Source organism: Streptomyces sp. NPDC102274 (genome assembly GCF_044766385.1).
GTDB lineage: Bacteria > Actinomycetota > Actinomycetes > Streptomycetales > Streptomycetaceae > Streptomyces.
Map to the genome: position 1 here is coordinate 166,337 of NZ_JBIWLW010000007.1, position 15,791 is coordinate 182,127.

Genomic DNA, 15,791 nt, shown 5'->3' on the forward strand with positions numbered 1-15,791 from the left:
GCCTGGAAGTCGGCCACCGGCAGTTGACCGACCGCCTCCACCGGCCCCCGGAGCGCGGTGGACGGGACCCCGTGCCGTCCACCGCACGCCCTGGTTAGGCTGGGCGTGTCGGACCGTGCATTATTGGCCACCGCAGAGCGGAGAACAGTCCAGTGGCAGAGCGCAAGCCGATCGAGTCCTGGCTCACGGACATGGACGGCGTCCTCATCCACGAGGGGGTCCCGATCCCCGGCGCCGCCGAGTTCATCAAGCGACTGCGGGAGTCGGGCAGGCCGTTCCTCGTCCTCACCAACAACTCGATCTACACCCCGCGCGATCTCCAGGCCCGGCTGGCCCGGATGGGGCTCGATGTGCCCGTGGACAACATCTGGACCTCGGCGCTCGCCACCGCCAAGTTCCTGGAGGACCAGCGGCCCGGCGGTACGGCGTATGTCATCGGCGAGGCCGGGATGACCACGGCCCTGCATGACATCGGCTATATCCTCACCGACCACGAGCCGGACTATGTGGTGCTCGGTGAGACCCGTACCTACAGCTTCGAGGCGCTGACCCGGGCCATCCGGCTGATCAACGGCGGAGCGCGGTTCATCTGCACCAACCCCGACGAGACCGGCCCTTCGACCGAGGGCCCGCTGCCCGCGACCGGCGCCGTCGCCGCGCTGATCACCAAGGCCACCGGCAAGGCTCCGTACTTCGCGGGCAAGCCCAACCCCCTGATGATGCGGACCGGGCTCAACGCCATCGGGGCGCACTCCGAGACCAGCGCGATGATCGGTGACCGGATGGACACCGACGTACTGGCCGGACTGGAGGCCGGGATGGAGACCTTCCTGGTGCTGACCGGCGTGACCACCCCCGATGACGTGGACCGCTATCCGTTCCGTCCGTCGAAGATCGTCGCCTCGATCGCCGATCTGATCGACCGCGTCTGAGTGTGTCCGTGCGGCGTATGAGCGAGTGACCGCGCGCTGCGGATGCGAAAACCCGCGGCGCGCGTGACCCTGTCGTGTATCAGGAGGTACACGATGCGTTCAGGGTTGCTCGCTCTCCGTGCCGCGGGGGCGGTCGCCGTACTGGTGGCCACACCCCTCCTCGGCGCCGCCGCCGCGCGGGCCCATGACTCCGTACGGGTCACGGTCACCCCGTCCGCCGTCGCCCCGGGCGGTGAGATCGAGATCAGGGCCGAGGGCTGCAAGAGCGGCTCGGGAGCCGCCGCGTCGCGGGTCTTCGTCACCGGGGCGGAGCTGAGAGGGGGCGTCGCCGGCGCGTTGATCGGATCCTCCGCCAAGGAGGGCAGATACGAGATCGACGTGCGCTGTGACGGCCATGGTCACGCGGGCGCGGGCAGCTTCGAGGTCGTCGCCCATGCCGGGCGTGACCGGCCCGAGCACCACGCCAGTCCCGTCGCACCGGTCAGGGCGGGCGGCGGTGGTACGGCGCCCCTGGCCGCGGACGGGGGAGACGTGCGCGCGGTACGTGACGTACACGAGGTACGCGACGTGCGTGACGTACCTCGTGACGTACATTCCGATAGGCATACGGAAGGGCATGCGGATACGCGGACGGTCGCCGAGGCGACCGGGCCCGGGACCCCGCACGCGGTGATCGGCCTGGTCCTGGCGGGCGTCGCGGCGGTCGCCGTGGCCCTCAGGAGCGCACGGCGCTCGCGCCACTCCGACCGGGACTCGGACTGATATGTCCGGCCGGAGCGCGCCCCCGGGCATCGGCAGACTGCTGGCCGGAGTGGCCTGGGCCGTCCTGCTGCTGGGCCTCTGGCTCTGGGGCCGTGACGTCGGCGAAGGACCCGGCGGGTGGTCCGCGCTCACCACCGGCGATGTGGCGGCGGTCGGCCGCCCGCCGGGGGTGTCGCGGCCACCGGCCCATACGCCGCTGGACCCGGCGGAGCCGCGCCGGGTGGAGGTGCCGTCGATAGGGATCGACGCGCCGGTCGTGGCCCGCGGGCTCGACGACACCGGCGCGATCGATCCGCCGCCGTACGGGACACCGCACGCGGTCGGCTGGTACGGCAGCGGGGTCCAGCCGGGCGCGGAGGGCGCCGCGCTCTTCGTCGGCCACGCCGACACCGAGACGAAACCGGCGGTGTTCCACGGGCTGAGCGCGGCCCGGCCCGGCGCGAAGATCCGGGTGACCAGGGCGGACGGGAAGACCGCCGAGTTCACCATCGACGATGTGCGGGTCTTCGGCAGGGACCGCTTCGACGCGCACAAGGTCTATGGGCCGCACAGGAAGTCCCGTGCGGAGCTGCGGCTGATCACCTGCGGCGGGACCTTCGACCGTCAGGCGGGCGCCTACACGGCGAATGTGGTGGTCTCGGCGTACCTGACGGGAGTGAGCGAGCCGCGTGACAGCTGACAGGTACCGGGCCGGCCCGGTACCGGTATGCCAGGATTGGCGACGACCGGGCGAGCTCGGTCGGGGCGGCCGGGGCAGGGCGGCCCCGGACCCCGGACACAGTGACGGCGCACCAAGGGGGAGTGGATGTACGGCAGTTATTCCGGCCGCGGCCGTGGCGCCGGGGCCGGACGCGTACGGGCCGGTGTGGCGGCGGCGGGAGCGGTGCTGCTGCTCGCGGGCTGTTCGTCGTCCGACGGCGAAGGTGACGGCGGTGATGGCGGTGACGGCGGCAGTACGAAGCCGGCGCCGATCAGCCAGCAGCCCAAGGCGGACGCACCGTACTGGGTCAACCCCGACGGCAGGGCGGCCCGCCAGGCCGCGGAGTACGACAGCGCGGGCGACACCGGGAACGCCGCGCTGATCCGGAAGATCGCCGAACAGCCGGTCGCCGAGTGGATCGGCCCCGACACCCCCGAGGAACAGGCCAAGGGCTTCACGGAAGCGGCGACGGAGGCCGACCGCGACGCCCTGCTCGTCCTCTACAACATCCCGCACCGCGACTGCGGCCAGTTCTCCAAGGGCGGCGCCTCGGACGGCGACGCGTACCGCGCGTGGGTCGACCAGGTCGCGAAGGGCATCGGCGACCGCCGGGCGACCGTGATCCTGGAGCCCGACGCGGTACTGCACCTGGTGGACGGCTGCACGCCCGGCGAGTTCCACGAGGAGCGGTACGACCTGCTCAGGGGCGCCATCCAGCGGCTCAAGCAGCAGCCCGCGGCCTCGGTCTATCTGGACGCGGGCAACTCCGGCTGGCAGACACCCGACGCGCTCTTCGAACCGCTCCAGCGGGCGGGTATCGCCGAGGCGGACGGTTTCTCGGTCAACGTGTCCAACTTCTACCCGACCGAGGCGAGCAAGGACTTCGGCAAGCGGCTCTCCGCGAAGGTCGGCGACAAGCCCTTCGTGATCGACACCAGCCGCAACGGCAACGGCCCGTACACGCAGGGCGATCCGGGCGAGAACTGGTGCAACCCACCCGGCCGGGCGCTCGGCGAACAGCCGACCACCAAGACCGGCGACCCGCTGGTCAAGGCATATCTGTGGATCAAGCGCCCGGGAGAGTCGGACGGCGACTGCAAGGGCGGCCCCAAGGCGGGGGACTGGTACCCGGATTACGCCCTGGATCTCGCGCGCAACAGCGGCACGCGCTGACAACGTCGATCCGACGGGCTCCTACGGGATCTCCACCCACACGCCCTCCGACGGCGTTCCCTCCTCGTCCGTGACGAACAGCATGTACCAGCCCGGTGGGACCAGTGCGCTGTTCTTCGGGACCGTGACCTCGATACCGTCCGCCGTCTTCTTCATGTCCAGGGCCACCGACCGCTGTTCGACGTCGGTGACATGGGTGACCGCGCTCGGTCGCATCAGTTTCGCCGTCCTGACCGACGCCGGGTCCTTCGTCCTGAAGGCCGCCGTGCCGCCGCGCTCGACGGTCTTGGGGCCGCCCGAGAGCGTGGGACGTGAGTCGCGGAAGAGGTACGGCGGGGTGTAGATCTCGATCCGCTGCTCGAAGACGCCCGGCTTGGTGTTGGCCTTGTCGGCGTAGAGCGAGTCCGAGCCGAAGATCATGACGCGGCCGTCGGGCAGCAGGACCGAGCCCGAGTGGTAGTTGCGGCCCACCGCCGGGTCGGCCACCCGCGTGTACGTGGACGACTTCGGGTCGTACATCCGGGCCTGGAGGACGTCCGAGCCGCCGCGCCCCCGGTAGTCCTCCGAACCGCCGGTGACCAGCACGCTGTCGTCGGGCAGCAGCGAGGCGCTCGGGTAGCGGGTGCCCTTCTCCAGCGTCGGGCCGTCCGTGAAGCGGGGGTCGGGGTCCTTCAGATCGACCAGCCGGGACTTGTCGCTGGACTTGTCGGACTCACCGACCCCGCCACCGCCGATGACCATGAACTTCTGGTCCTGCGCGGGCGGCAGCATGACCGTCGCCGAGGTCTCCATCCGGTCCGGGTCGCTCAGCCCCGGGATCTTGTCGAACTTGTTCGTCTCCAGATCCCAGATCCCGGGGGCGCGGCCGACATCGGCCGGCCCGTAACCCGCGTTGGAGCCGCTGTAGAAGAGCTTGCCGTTGTCCATCAGGAAGACCGCCGGGTAGGTGGGGAACTTTCTGATGATCCCGGTGTACTCCCAGCTCCTGGTCTTCGGGTCGTAGATCTCGTCCTTGCCCGGGACGATCTGGCCGATCTCGTCCAGGCCGGACATCGCCAGCACCTTGCCGTCCTTGAGCGTGGTCAGCGTCGGGTACCAGCGGGCCTCGTTCATCGGGTCGACCTTGATGTACTTCTCCGCGACCGGATCGAACTCGAACGCCTCCCTGATGCCCTGGAAGTCCTTCTTGTCGAGCGCGAGCTTCTGCGCGATGCCATAGACATTGCGGGCGTCGGAGCCCTTCATGCCGTGCACGCGGTAGTTGTCCTCGGTGCCGGTCTCGTACTTCTTGCCGGATTCACGCGCCTCGACGTAGATACGGCCCAGACCCGGCTCGGTCCGCAGGAACGCGCCCGTCTCCTTGTCGAAGACCTTCGTCGCCTTCTCGACCAGGACGGGGTCCTTGGAGACGAACGTCTTGCCGTTCTCCTTGCCGGTGAAGACCGTGCCGGCGGGCAGCGTGATCGGCTTGTCCGGGTCCTCGTTGTGGACGATCATCAGGCCGCCGGCCTTGGTGACATCGCCCTTGAGCTTCTCGTACCGCTTCGTGCCGCCCGCCACCAGCAGGTTCCCGTCGGGCAGCTGGGTGTGCCCGGAGCAGAACATGTCCTTGGGCGTCGGGATCATCTTGTACTTGTTGGTCTCCGGGTCCCAGAGCACCGACTCGAACTTGCCCGTGTCGAAGTTCTTCTGGTTGTTCCCGGAGCCCGCTATCAGCAGCACCTTGCCGGTGTGCAGCAGGGAGGCGTGGATCGAATTGATCTTGAAGTCGGCCGGTACGTCCAGGAAGTCCCAGTGGCCGTTCTCCGCCTTGTACTCGGGGCGGTTGATCTTGTACTCGTGGTACTGCTCGGAGCCGAAACGGTAGAGCGCGGGTCCGTTGAAGCCAGCCACCGCGACGATCACCGCGGCGCCTATCGCTATGCGACGGGCACGGTTCTTGCGGTGGTTGTGCCGGACGGGAATCGCGCTCATTTCTGATGTCCCCCAAGGGAAATCCGTACGGTCTGATCGGTGGCCGCGGTCTGCCCGAGCGCCGGATCCGGAGCGGGCGGGTGCGTGACGGCCCACTGCGGCACGGTCGGCCGCGGCATGGCCGGTGGCGCCTCGCCCGCCGGCCGCGCGTGGCCGCCGCCACCACGGTGCGCACCCCGCTGTCCCCGTCGCTTCTTCTGCTCCTCGCGCATGCCGCAGCGCCAGGCGATGATCGGCGCCGCCGTGATCAGCATGGCCAGCGTCGCCCAGGTGATCATCGCCGGATGGTCATGTCCGAAGAAGAAGGAGGAGACCAGCGATCCGCCGAAGATCAGGATGAAGAAGAGATGGATCCGGAACGTGCCGAAGAGCGTGTCCGGGCTGGACGAGTCGCCCTTGGGCGTCACCACGAAGCTGCTCTTGCGCCGCAGGACCGCGTCCATCAGGGACCGGGCGTACAGCGGCGCGGACATCGCGGACATGGCCATACCGGCCAGCCCGCCGGAGCCCTCGGGCTCGTGCGGCGAGACATTGTGCCGGCGGTTCCAGATGTAGAGGCCGATCTGGAGGGCGGAGGCGTTGCCGTACAGCATCATCCAGATCGCCGGGTCGATCTGCACACCCGAGGCGCCCATCCCCAGGAACAGCGCGCAACTCAGCGCCGCCAGGATCCAGTTGAGCGCCGACATCGGGTAGAAGATGATCATCATGGTGTAGTTGAAGAGCTTGCCGGGCGGCAGCGTGCCGTACCCGCGCCAGTACTGCTTGAGGATCGTCTCGTACGTACCCCGGGACCAGCGCAGCTGCTGGGTGAAGAAGTCGGTCCAAGCGGTCGGGCCCTCGCCCACGGCCAGTACGTCCGGCGTGTAGACCGAGCGCCATTTCTTGCCGGTCCGCGGATTCCTGGCGCGGTGCATCTCGAAGCCCGTCGCCATGTCCTCGGTGATCGAGTCGTACAGACCGCCGATCTGCTTGAGCGCCCTGATCCGGACGGCGTTGCTCGTCCCGACGAACATGGGGGCGCCGTAGCGGTTGCCCGCGCGCTGGATCAGCGCGTGGAAGAGGAACTGCTGCGACTCGGCGGCCTTGGTGACGAACGTGTCGTAGTTGCCGTAGACCTGCGGGCCGATGACGAAGCCGACATCCGGGTCGCGGAAGTAACCGAGCATCCGCTCCAGGTAGTTGGGCATCGGTACATGGTCGGTGTCGACGGAGGCGAAGAACTCGTAGTCGTCGCCGTGCGCGTCCAGCCAGGCGTTGTAGTTGCCGTGCTTGGTCTTCGCGCGGTGCGCGCCCTTGGCCTGGTTCCACTTCGCCACGCCCTTGCGGGAGAAGTGGTACACGCCGAGGCGGGCGCAGACCTCCTTGACGGCCGGGTCGTCGCCCTCGTCCAGCAGCCATACGTGCATCGGCCCGCGGTGCCGGATCTTCACGGCGGCCTCCAGCGTCTTCGTCACCATCGCCAGGGGCTCCTTGCCCGGTACGAAGGAGGTGAGGAAGGCCACGCGGGTATTGGCCTCGGGCACGACCGGGACCGGGTCGCGCGCCACCAGCGTCGCGTGCGCGTTCGAGAGGACGTTCATCGTACGGAACAGCTCGATCAGTCCGATCGAGACGAGCATCACGATGTCGAGGACGAGCAGGAGATCGTTCTTGAGGTTCGGGTCACGCTCCGTCCAGTGCTGCGGCTGCATCAGCCAGACGAAGAGACCGAGCGAGAGCAGCGGCGCCGCGCCGAGCAGCAGGGCGGCGCGGATACGGTGCGGCTCCTGGGAGAGCAGCGAACGGTACTGGACCCGGTACGGCTTGGTCGGGTCGGGCCTGGTGAGGGGCCCGGCGAGCCGGCTGTAGTGCTCGTAGTCGTACTTCGGCAGGACGTCCTGCTTCTGCCGTTGCCGGTTTCCGCTCCTTCTGAGATGCGAGGGGATCCGGAGCTGGGTGGTCCGGGAAGCGTCGTCGTTCCGCTGGTCGCCGTCTGGCGTCGACGTCATGAGCCATCCCCCCGCACGCACGCTTGTCGCGTGATCGGTCGATCGATTCATCCGGAATGGTCCCCCTCGACCATCGCCCCGGACGCGTGAATTGCGGTCCCCGTCCCCATGGAGGGGAAACAGCGGCCGTCCGGTTGCGTGACGGCGGCCACGGCCGCCGGGCACGGACGGGGCCCCCGCCCCCGCCGGACCCACCGCTGGGGCATCCCCTCGTACCGCGACCAACTGTTCGGGTCGCATGCCCCATTGGCGTTCACAAGCTCAGTCTGATCGTGTGAAGAACCCTGGGGCATCCGCCCCGGAGGAATCGTATCGTGAGCGGCGCGGCGGGGGGTGTCACCGCATTGTTTCGCGAAACTTCGCAGCTCGGGCGGTACTTCACCGGCTCCTCCACTGCTTCGTGGGGTGCCCGTGTCCCGAGGGTCCGGCGGTGCGCGACGTGAAGACACTGTGCAGTTGACCGGCCACCAGTCCGAATTCGCCGGTGCGTGGACGCATGCGGAAGCGGCGCCCGAGAGGGCGCGTCAATGGGTGGGGGAAACAACGAGCGAGGCCCCCTCACGTGAAGTGAGAGGGCCTCGACTGTGCGTGCGCCGCCAGGGACTCGAACCCCGGACCCGCTGATTAAGAGTCAGCTGCTCTAACCAACTGAGCTAGCGGCGCCTGCTGACCTGGCCAACTCTACCCGATCGGCTTGGGTGGCCCCGACCATTTGATGGGTGTTGCGGCCTGTCGGATTGTCCTTTCTTCCCGTTGATCCGTCAAAATGCGATTTGTCCGGACAGTTGGCGCGTCGGCGCTTGTGCGGCCGCGCCCAAAGATCTTGATGAGTGTGGAGGGGATCGCATGACCGTCCCGGTCTTCGAGGAGTACGAGCCCGCTTCCGACTGCCCCTGTGCGGGATGCGCCGAGCACCGGCGCGATCTGGCCAGAGGGCTGGCGGTACGGGCCGGTGGTCATCCGGCCGCGCACGGTGCCCGGCGCGCGGTGGTGCTGGTGACCGCCGCGGGGGTCGCGCTGGGTGCGACGGGTGCGGCCGCCGGCACGGCACGGGCCGCCCCGCCACCGGGTATGGCGAACGGAACCTCCGTCGATCCGAATCCGGTCAGCCCCCAGGGCGGCAGCGGCCCCCTGCACGGGCGGCCGCTGCCCGGCGCCGGGTCGAGCAAGCCGCCGGGCGAGCTGCGCGCGACCACCCGGGCCGACATCATCAACCGCGCCAAGCGGTGGGTGCAGTCGCAGGTGCCGTACAGCATGGAGAAGTACTGGTCGGACGGGTACCGCCAGGACTGCTCCGGCTATGTGTCGATGGCCTGGAACCTCTTCGACAACGAGTGGACGGGCAGCCTGGCGGAGTTCGGCGTACGGATCTCGCGGGACGAGCTGGAGCCCGGGGACATGCTGCTCTTCCATAATCCGGCCGATCCCAACAAGGGGTCGCACGTCACGCTCTTCGGCGGCTGGACCGACTACACGCACTCCTACTACGTGGCCTACGAGCAGACCAAGCCGCATGCGCGTACGGGGTCCACGCCGCTGGGGTACTGGAGCAACTCCGACCGCTATGTGCCGTACCGCTACAAGGGACTGACCGAGGTATCGGAAGGCAAGGGGGCGAACTCGGCCACGGGCAACGGGGCCGGGGCCTCGGCGACGTACCCGGGGGCGCGCTCCTTCGGGCCCGGCGCCCGCAACGCGAACGTCACCCGGCTCGGCCGGCTGCTGATCCAGCGGGGCGGCAAGCGGTTCTACAGCCATGGCCCGGGACCCCAGTGGGGCGAGGCGGACCGGCGGGCCACGCGGGCGTTCCAGCTCGCGCAGGGCTGGCGCGGCGCGGAGGCGGACGGCCGGCCGGGGCCCGGGACCTGGCGCCTGCTGGTGAAGGGCCTGGGCAAGAACATCCCGGCGGTGGCCGGGGGCGGGCGCCCCGGCGGCTCCGTCGGCGGGGGTGGTTCCGCCGACGGTGGCGGGAACGGGAGCGGGAACGGGAGCGGTACGGGGAAGGCGGGGGCCTTCCCGGGCGCCGGGTTCTTCCGGCCCGGCCGGTCCAGCGTCTACGTCCAGCAGCTCGGCGGGCAACTGGTGAGGAAGGGCTTCGGCAAGCACTACACCTCGGGTCCCGGCCGGGTCTGGACCGAGGCCGACCGGCGCAACACCGAGGCGTTCCAGCGCGCCCAGGGCTGGAGCGGCGGCGCGGCCAACGGCTACCCCGGTCCGGAAACCTGGCGGCGACTCTTCGCATGACGGAGGCAAGGATGACGACGACGCGGCGGCCGAATGGCGACGAGGACGAGCTGAGGGGCGTGTTCACGGTACGGCGCACACCGCCCCCGGTGGAACACATCCCCGAGCCCGAGCCCGAGCCAGAACCCCAGAACCTGAACCAGCCGGATCCCGGACCCCGTCCCAGGCCCGAGTCCGAGCGGGTGCCGGACCGGGCCCCTGAACCGACGGTCGATCCGACGGTCGAGGACACGGCGGAGCTCGTACCGGAGGGCGCGACGCGACGGGAAGAGGGAAGGGATGAGGGAAAGCGAGAAGGTAAGGAAGGGGGTCCGGAGGCACCGGAGCCCCTGTCCTCATCCCCGGCCCCCGACGACGCCGGAGGCGACAGCGGGAGTGCGGGCGCGGGCGGCGATCCCGCTCGCCGCCCGGAGCCGGTCTTCTTCGGGAAGGATGATCCCGTACACCGCGATCCCGCTCCCGCCGCTGGTCCCGTCGTCGGCGACGACACCCACGCCGGCCGCCCGGTCCTCGCCGCCTTCGGTGCCCAGGCGCCCGGCGCGGGGGCCGCTCCGTTCGTACGTACCGCGGGGGTTCCCCGGTGGAGCCCGCTCATCGTGGGCGAGAGCACCCAGGAGATCCCCGTCCATCTGCTCTTCCGCGACGAGGCCGACGCGCTCGAAACCACCGGGCACCCTGCCGGACATCCCGTCGGGCATCCCGCCGGACACCCCGTCAGGCCCACCGTCGTCGGACGCCGGTGGGGGACCGGGGAGCAGCCCCGGGTCGGCCGGGTGCCGGGGCCCGCGCCCATGCCCGTCGTGCCGACGCGCGCGTCACCGCCCGTGGACCCCAGGCTCGCCGAGCGGCCGGGGCCGGCGCTGCCCGGCTGGGCCGCCGCCCTCGTCGGCGGCCTGACGGTCATCGCCTGCGCGGCGGTGGTGTGGTCGACCGGAGTCGTACCGGACGAGGTGTCCAAGGTTCTCGGGCTGCCCTGGCGCCCGTACCAGGGCATCGGACTCGGTCAGTGGGCCCTGCTCGTGCTGGGGGTGACGGTCACGCTCTTCGCCTTCGGCGGGCTCGGCCGGGGCCGGGTCGGCCAGGCGTGGGTGCTGACACTCTTCGGTGACTACCGGGGCAGCGTGCGCCGTACGGGGCTGCTGTGGGTGAGCCCGCTGCTGCTCCGCCGCAGGGTGGACGTACGGCTGCGGCACTGGCGCAGCGAGCCGATGCCCGCGGTCGACTCGAACGGCACCGCGCTGCGGGTCGTCGTGCTGGTGGTCTGGCGGGTGCGGGACACCGTACGCGCGGCGCTCGGCGTCCCCGACTACGAGGAGTATCTGCGCGAGCAGGTGGAGGCCGCGATGGCGCGGGTCCTCTCGCAGCTGCCGGCCGACGCGTTCCACGACGAGGCGCCGACGCTGCGCAACGCCGAGGCCGTCGGCGACTCTCTGACCAGAATGCTGTCGGCGGAGTGCCGGCCGGTCGGCGTCGAGGTCTTCTCGGCGCAGCCGACCCGGATCGAGTACGCGCCGGAGATCGCGGCGGCGATGCAGCGCAGCCGGATCGCGGCGATCGACGCCAAGCACCGGGACACCGTGCTGACCTCGGTGGTCGACGCGGTGGACGACACCGTGAACCGGCTCACCTCGCGGGGACTGGTGGAGCTGGACGACTATGAGCGCAAGGCGTTGGTCAAGGACCTCACCGTCGCGTTCTACACGGGTCGTCAGGGGACCACGGAGAAATGGTGACCGGTCGGTGGTGATTGGTCTGGACCTGGTTCGTACTTGTTATGGACACGGTCAAGTTCTGTCCATACTCTAGGACTTGGTCTAGACCGCAGATTAGCTCACCCTGCACGCGCGCAGCACGGCTCACCGAACTCCCCACGTTCTCTGGAGCGAAGCATGCGAAAGAAGATTGGCGCGGCCGTGGTCGGCCTCGCGGTCGCGGGCGTCTCCTTGCTCGCCACCGGCAGCGCCAGCAGCCACGGCTACACCGACTCACCCATCAGCCGTCAGAAGCTCTGTGCCAGCGGCACAGTGACCAACTGCGGCAACATCCAGTGGGAGCCGCAGAGCGTCGAGGGGCCCAAGGGCTTCCCGGCCGGCGGTCCCGCCGACGGCAGGATCTGCTCCGGCGGCCTCGGCCAGTTCGCGCAGCTCGACGACCCGCGCGGCGGTGCCTGGCCCACCACGAAGGTATCGAGCGGCCAGAGCTACAACTTCCGCTGGCAGTTCACCGCCCGGCACGCCACGACCGACTTCAAGTACTACATCACCAAGAACGGATGGAACTCGAACGCACCGGTCACCCGGGCGGCCCTCGACTCCCAGCCGTTCCTGACGGTGCCGTACAACAACCAGCAGCCGCCCGCGACGCTGTCGCACTCGGGCACGTTGCCCTCGAAGTCGGGCCGGCACCTGATCGTGGCTGTATGGACGATCGCTGACACGTCGAACGCGTTCTACGCCTGCTCCGACGTCCAGTTCTGAGGTATGTCTCGACAGTAGGAACCTCGGGGGGCGCGGCTCTTCCCGGTCCGCCGCCGTGCGGTCCGCGCTCCCCGAGGCGAGTGGCTCCCGACGCTCGACTCACCCCCGAGGCCGGTGTCACTCACGCGGCCCGTCTCACCCCCGAGGTCCGGCGTCACTCACGTGTGCCCGCGAACTCCACCGGCCGCAGGCGCAGGGAGAGCGCGGCCGGGACCACCGCCGAGACCGTGGCGAGCACCGCGCACGCGCCCGCCGCCGCGCCGAGCGCGCCCCACGGCAGTACGAGCGTGGATCCCGCGTGGAGGATGCCCAGCGCGCCCCACAGCCCGGCCAGTCCGACCCCGGCGACCAGCGTGCCGAGCACCGCCCCGACCGCCACGACCAGCAGCGCCTCCGCCGCGACAAGCCGTAGCACCTGGGGCGCGGTGGCGCCCGCGAGCCGGAGGGCGGCCAGCTCCCGCACCCGGTCGGAACCCGCCATGACCAGGGTGTTCGCCAGGGAGATCCCGGTGTAGAGCAGTGCGATGCCCAGGACCAGCAGGAACCCCGTCCGCGTTCTGCCGTCGGTCTCGGGGTAACTGGCCGACACCCACGCGTCCTTGGCGAACACCTGCCCGCCCGAGCGTTCGGCCGCCGCGCGCAGACCGGCCGCCACGGCGCTCGCGTCGGCGCCTTCCGCGAGACTCACCTCGATCCGGTCGACGGGCGCGCCCGGGGCGTTGCGCGGCGTCACGTACACCCCGTTGCCGCCGGTCCCGATGCGCATGACGGCGGCGATCCGCAGCGAGGTCCGCGTACCGTCCGACAGCCATACGTCCACGGACTCGCCGACCGTATGCCGCTCCCACTCCTCGGTGACGATGATCGAGCGGTCATCCAGATCGGTCACCCGGCCGGCGGCGAGCGGCAGTCGGGCCGTCGCGGCGAGCGCCGCCGGATCGGCCGCGCGGGCGTCGGACCGGATGAGCGCGACCCCGTCCTCCAGTACGTGGACGGCGCTCGCGGCGGTGGGGGAGACCACGGCGCCGGGAACCCGCCGTATGCGCTCCACCGTCGCGGCGTCGAAGCCCGGTCCGCCCGCTCCCGATCCTCCCGATCCTTCCTCGGCCGCGCCCGCCCCGCCCGGCCCGGAGATCACGAAATCCGCCGTGGTCCGCTGCCGGATCTCGCCGGCCTTCGCCCCGTCGATCGTCGCCGTGGCCCCGAGCAGGGAGCCCGTCAGCGCGACCGTCACCAGCACGGGCGCGGCGACGGCCGCGGTGCGCCGAACCTCGGCCGCCGTGTTCTCCCGTACCAACAGGCCGGTCGCGCCCGGCAGCCGGGCGGGCAGCCAGGCGAGCAGCCGGGCGAGCGGGGGCACCAGGACCGGCGCGAGCAGCGCGCACGCGACGATCAGCGGCATCGGCCCGCTCGTGTACGACTTGCGGCCCAGCAGCCCGCCCGGCTCGGTCAGCAGGGCGTGGACCGGCAGCCCGATCCCCGCCAGCAGCAGCCCCGCGCCGAAGAACCACCGGCCGCGGGTCATGGTCCCGGTGTCCACCGCCGCGTCACGCAGCGCCTCCACGGGCCCCGTCCTCCCGGCCCGCCGGGAAGCGGCCACCGCGCCCGAGAGCGCCACGAACAACCCGGTCCAGAAGGCCAGTTGGTACGGCCAGGTGTACGTCCCGATGGCGAACCAGTGCGGTGCGAGCCCGTCGTCCACCAGCCACGCCGCCAGCACGGGCGCTCCCCGCGCGCCCAGCGCGCAGCCCGCCGCCGAGGCACCCACCCCCACCACCATCGCCTCGGCCAGCACCATGCGCCGGATCTGGCCCGGGGTGGCGCCCGCCGTGCGCAGCAGCCCGAACTCCCGGCGCCGCTGTGCCACCGCGAAGGCGAAGGTCGACGCGACCACGAAGACCGAGACGAAACCGGTGACCCCGGCGGCCGTGCCGAGCATCGCGTTCACCGTGACCAACGCCTCGCTGTCGCGCTCCGGATCGGCGTCCGCGTCCTTCCTGCCGGCGCCCGTGAGCACCCGCACGCCCGCCGCGTCCGCCGAGCCCGCCACCTTCTTCCGTACCGCGCGTGGATCGGCGTCCACCACCAACTGATCCACACGCGGGGAGAGTCGGGCCGCCCGGTCGTCGGTGTGGAAGAGCGCCTGCTCGAAGCCGAGATCCCGGACCGTACCGACGATCGTCACCGTCCCCCGGTCGGTAGGTATCCGCCGGCCCGGCGCGGTCCAGTCGCCGGTGGCCACGGCCTCGTCCGCCGCCCTCGGCGCCCGGCCCGATGCGACGCGGTACGGCGCGAAAGCGGCCGTGGACCAGGGGTGACCCACCAGCCCGGCCGGGCCGCCCTCGGCCCGTACCGCGAACGTACGGTCCTCGACCGTACGGCCCAGCGCGGCCAACTCCCTTGCCAGGGAAGGCGGTACGGGACGCGGACTCTCCAGCTTCGCGACCCGGTCCCCGATCCGGGTCGGCACGCGCAGGGTGTCGGCGCCCTTCACCACGACCGACGCCTCCGCGAACCGCTCGGGGTGGCGCGCGGGCGCGTCCAGGCTCGCGGCCAGCGCGAGCCCCATGGTGGCGATCAGCCCGACCCCCAGGGAGAGCGCGACGAAACTGCCGGCGAAGGTGGTCCAGCGGCTGCGCAGCGTACGCAGGGCGACGCTCAGCACGGCACGGCCTCCAGCGTGGTCATCCGGGCCGCGATCTTCTCGGCGGACGGCGCCGACAGCGCGCCGCCGACCCGTCCGTCGACCAGGAACACGACGCGGTCGGCGTACGAGGCGGCGACCGGGTCATGGGTGACCATCACGATCGTCGAGCCGTCCCGGTCGGCCAGGGAGCGCAGCATGGCCAGCACCTCGCGGCCGGTCCCTGTGTCCAGCGCCCCGGTCGGCTCGTCGGCGAACAGCACCTCGGGGCGGGTGATCAGAGCGCGGGCGAGTGCGACCCGCTGCTGCTGGCCGCCCGACAGCTCGGTGGGCCGGTGCCTCCCGCGGTCGGCCAGACCGACCCGGTCCAGTACGTCCCGCACCCGGGCCCGCGAAATCCGGCGCCCGGCGAGCCGCAGCGGCAGCGCCACATTCTGCTCGGCCGTCAGCGCGGGGAGCAGATTGAAGGACTGGAAGACGAAGCCGACCCGGTCGCGGCGCAGCAGGGTCAGCCCTCGCTCGGTCAGCTCCGTCAGTTCGGTCCCGCCGATGGACACGGACCCCGAGGTGGGCCGGTCGAGACCGGCCGCGCACTGGAGCAGGGTCGACTTGCCGGAGCCGGAGGGGCCCATCACGGCGGTGAAGGTGGCGCGGGGGAAGGAGAGGGAGACGTCGTCGAGGGCGGCGACGGCACCGTCCCCCGAACCATGGATCCTTCTTACGGAGCGCAGTTGAATCGTCGCGCCGTGAGCCTCGCCGTGCGTGTCGCCGTGCCCGTTGCGGGATGCGTCGTGGGTCATGGGATCAGTCCACCGTCGCGCCCCGCGCGGCGCACCAGTACAGGGCCTAGTCCTGGGGTGGGGCAGGCACTACCCCGGACACTCCGCCTGCGTG

Annotated in this window: 11 protein-coding genes and 1 tRNA gene; 7 read left to right on the top strand and 5 right to left on the bottom strand. The window is 70.9% G+C overall.

Translation table 11 applies throughout. The features are described from left to right. Positions 1-152: 152 nt before the first annotated feature. From ACIRQP_RS12500 to ACIRQP_RS12515, 4 genes are all read left to right on the top strand, one after another. Positions 153-932 carry an HAD-IIA family hydrolase gene (locus tag ACIRQP_RS12500; RefSeq protein ID WP_403887548.1) on the top strand — a complete coding sequence of 260 codons (780 nt, stop codon included), beginning with the start codon at positions 153-155 and terminating at the stop codon, positions 930-932. Positions 933-1,025: 93 nt separating this feature from the next. Then, positions 1,026-1,694: a hypothetical protein gene (locus ACIRQP_RS12505; protein ID WP_403887551.1), complete on the top strand. Its 669-nt coding sequence runs from the start codon at positions 1,026-1,028 to the stop codon at positions 1,692-1,694. 1 nt (position 1,695) lies between these two features. Continuing rightward, positions 1,696-2,373, top strand: a complete 678-nt coding sequence (locus ACIRQP_RS12510; protein WP_403887554.1) for a class F sortase — start codon at positions 1,696-1,698, stop codon at positions 2,371-2,373. 126 nt (positions 2,374-2,499) lie between these two features. Then, the gene (locus tag ACIRQP_RS12515; protein ID WP_403887557.1) at positions 2,500-3,567 is read left to right on the top strand and encodes a glycoside hydrolase family 6 protein; all 1,068 of its coding nucleotides are present in this window, start codon (positions 2,500-2,502) and stop codon (positions 3,565-3,567) included. Between the two features lie 21 nt (positions 3,568-3,588). Here ACIRQP_RS12515 and ACIRQP_RS12520 read toward each other — a convergent pair whose 3' ends face one another. The 3 genes from ACIRQP_RS12520 to ACIRQP_RS12530 form a co-directional block, all read right to left on the bottom strand. Beyond that, entirely contained in the window at positions 3,589-5,541 is a 1,953-nt protein-coding gene (locus ACIRQP_RS12520; RefSeq protein ID WP_403887560.1) for a galactose oxidase-like domain-containing protein, read from the bottom strand. Further along, a complete protein-coding gene (locus tag ACIRQP_RS12525) occupies positions 5,538-7,532 on the bottom strand; it encodes a glycosyltransferase (protein ID WP_403887563.1) in 1,995 nt (664 codons plus the stop codon). The genes ACIRQP_RS12520 and ACIRQP_RS12525 overlap by 4 nt, the downstream gene beginning before the upstream one ends. A gap of 589 nt (positions 7,533-8,121) precedes the next feature. Continuing rightward, a tRNA-Lys gene (locus ACIRQP_RS12530) sits at positions 8,122-8,195 on the bottom strand. Positions 8,196-8,378: 183 nt separating this feature from the next. Here ACIRQP_RS12530 and ACIRQP_RS12535 point away from each other — a divergent pair. The 3 genes from ACIRQP_RS12535 (at position 8,379) to ACIRQP_RS12545 (ending at position 12,253) form a co-directional block, all read left to right on the top strand. After that, positions 8,379-9,776 carry a peptidoglycan-binding protein gene (locus ACIRQP_RS12535; RefSeq protein WP_403887566.1) on the top strand — a complete coding sequence of 466 codons (1,398 nt, stop codon included), beginning with the start codon at positions 8,379-8,381 and terminating at the stop codon, positions 9,774-9,776. 11 nt (positions 9,777-9,787) lie between these two features. Beyond that, on the top strand, positions 9,788-11,509 hold the full coding sequence (locus tag ACIRQP_RS12540; RefSeq protein ID WP_403887569.1) for an SPFH domain-containing protein: 1,722 nt from the start codon (positions 9,788-9,790) through the stop codon (positions 11,507-11,509). Positions 11,510-11,665: 156 nt separating this feature from the next. After that, on the top strand, positions 11,666-12,253 hold the full coding sequence (locus ACIRQP_RS12545) for a lytic polysaccharide monooxygenase (RefSeq protein WP_403887572.1): 588 nt from the start codon (positions 11,666-11,668) through the stop codon (positions 12,251-12,253). A gap of 154 nt (positions 12,254-12,407) precedes the next feature. On the opposite strand, the gene ACIRQP_RS12550 is transcribed toward ACIRQP_RS12545, so the two are convergent. Together ACIRQP_RS12550 and ACIRQP_RS12555 are read right to left on the bottom strand one after the other, a co-directional pair. After that, positions 12,408-14,918 carry an ABC transporter permease gene (locus ACIRQP_RS12550; protein ID WP_403887575.1) on the bottom strand — a complete coding sequence of 837 codons (2,511 nt, stop codon included), beginning with the start codon at positions 14,916-14,918 and terminating at the stop codon, positions 12,408-12,410. Then, a complete protein-coding gene (locus ACIRQP_RS12555) occupies positions 14,912-15,697 on the bottom strand; it encodes an ABC transporter ATP-binding protein (RefSeq protein ID WP_403887578.1) in 786 nt (261 codons plus the stop codon). The genes ACIRQP_RS12550 and ACIRQP_RS12555 overlap by 7 nt, the downstream gene beginning before the upstream one ends. Positions 15,698-15,791 lie beyond the last annotated feature (94 nt).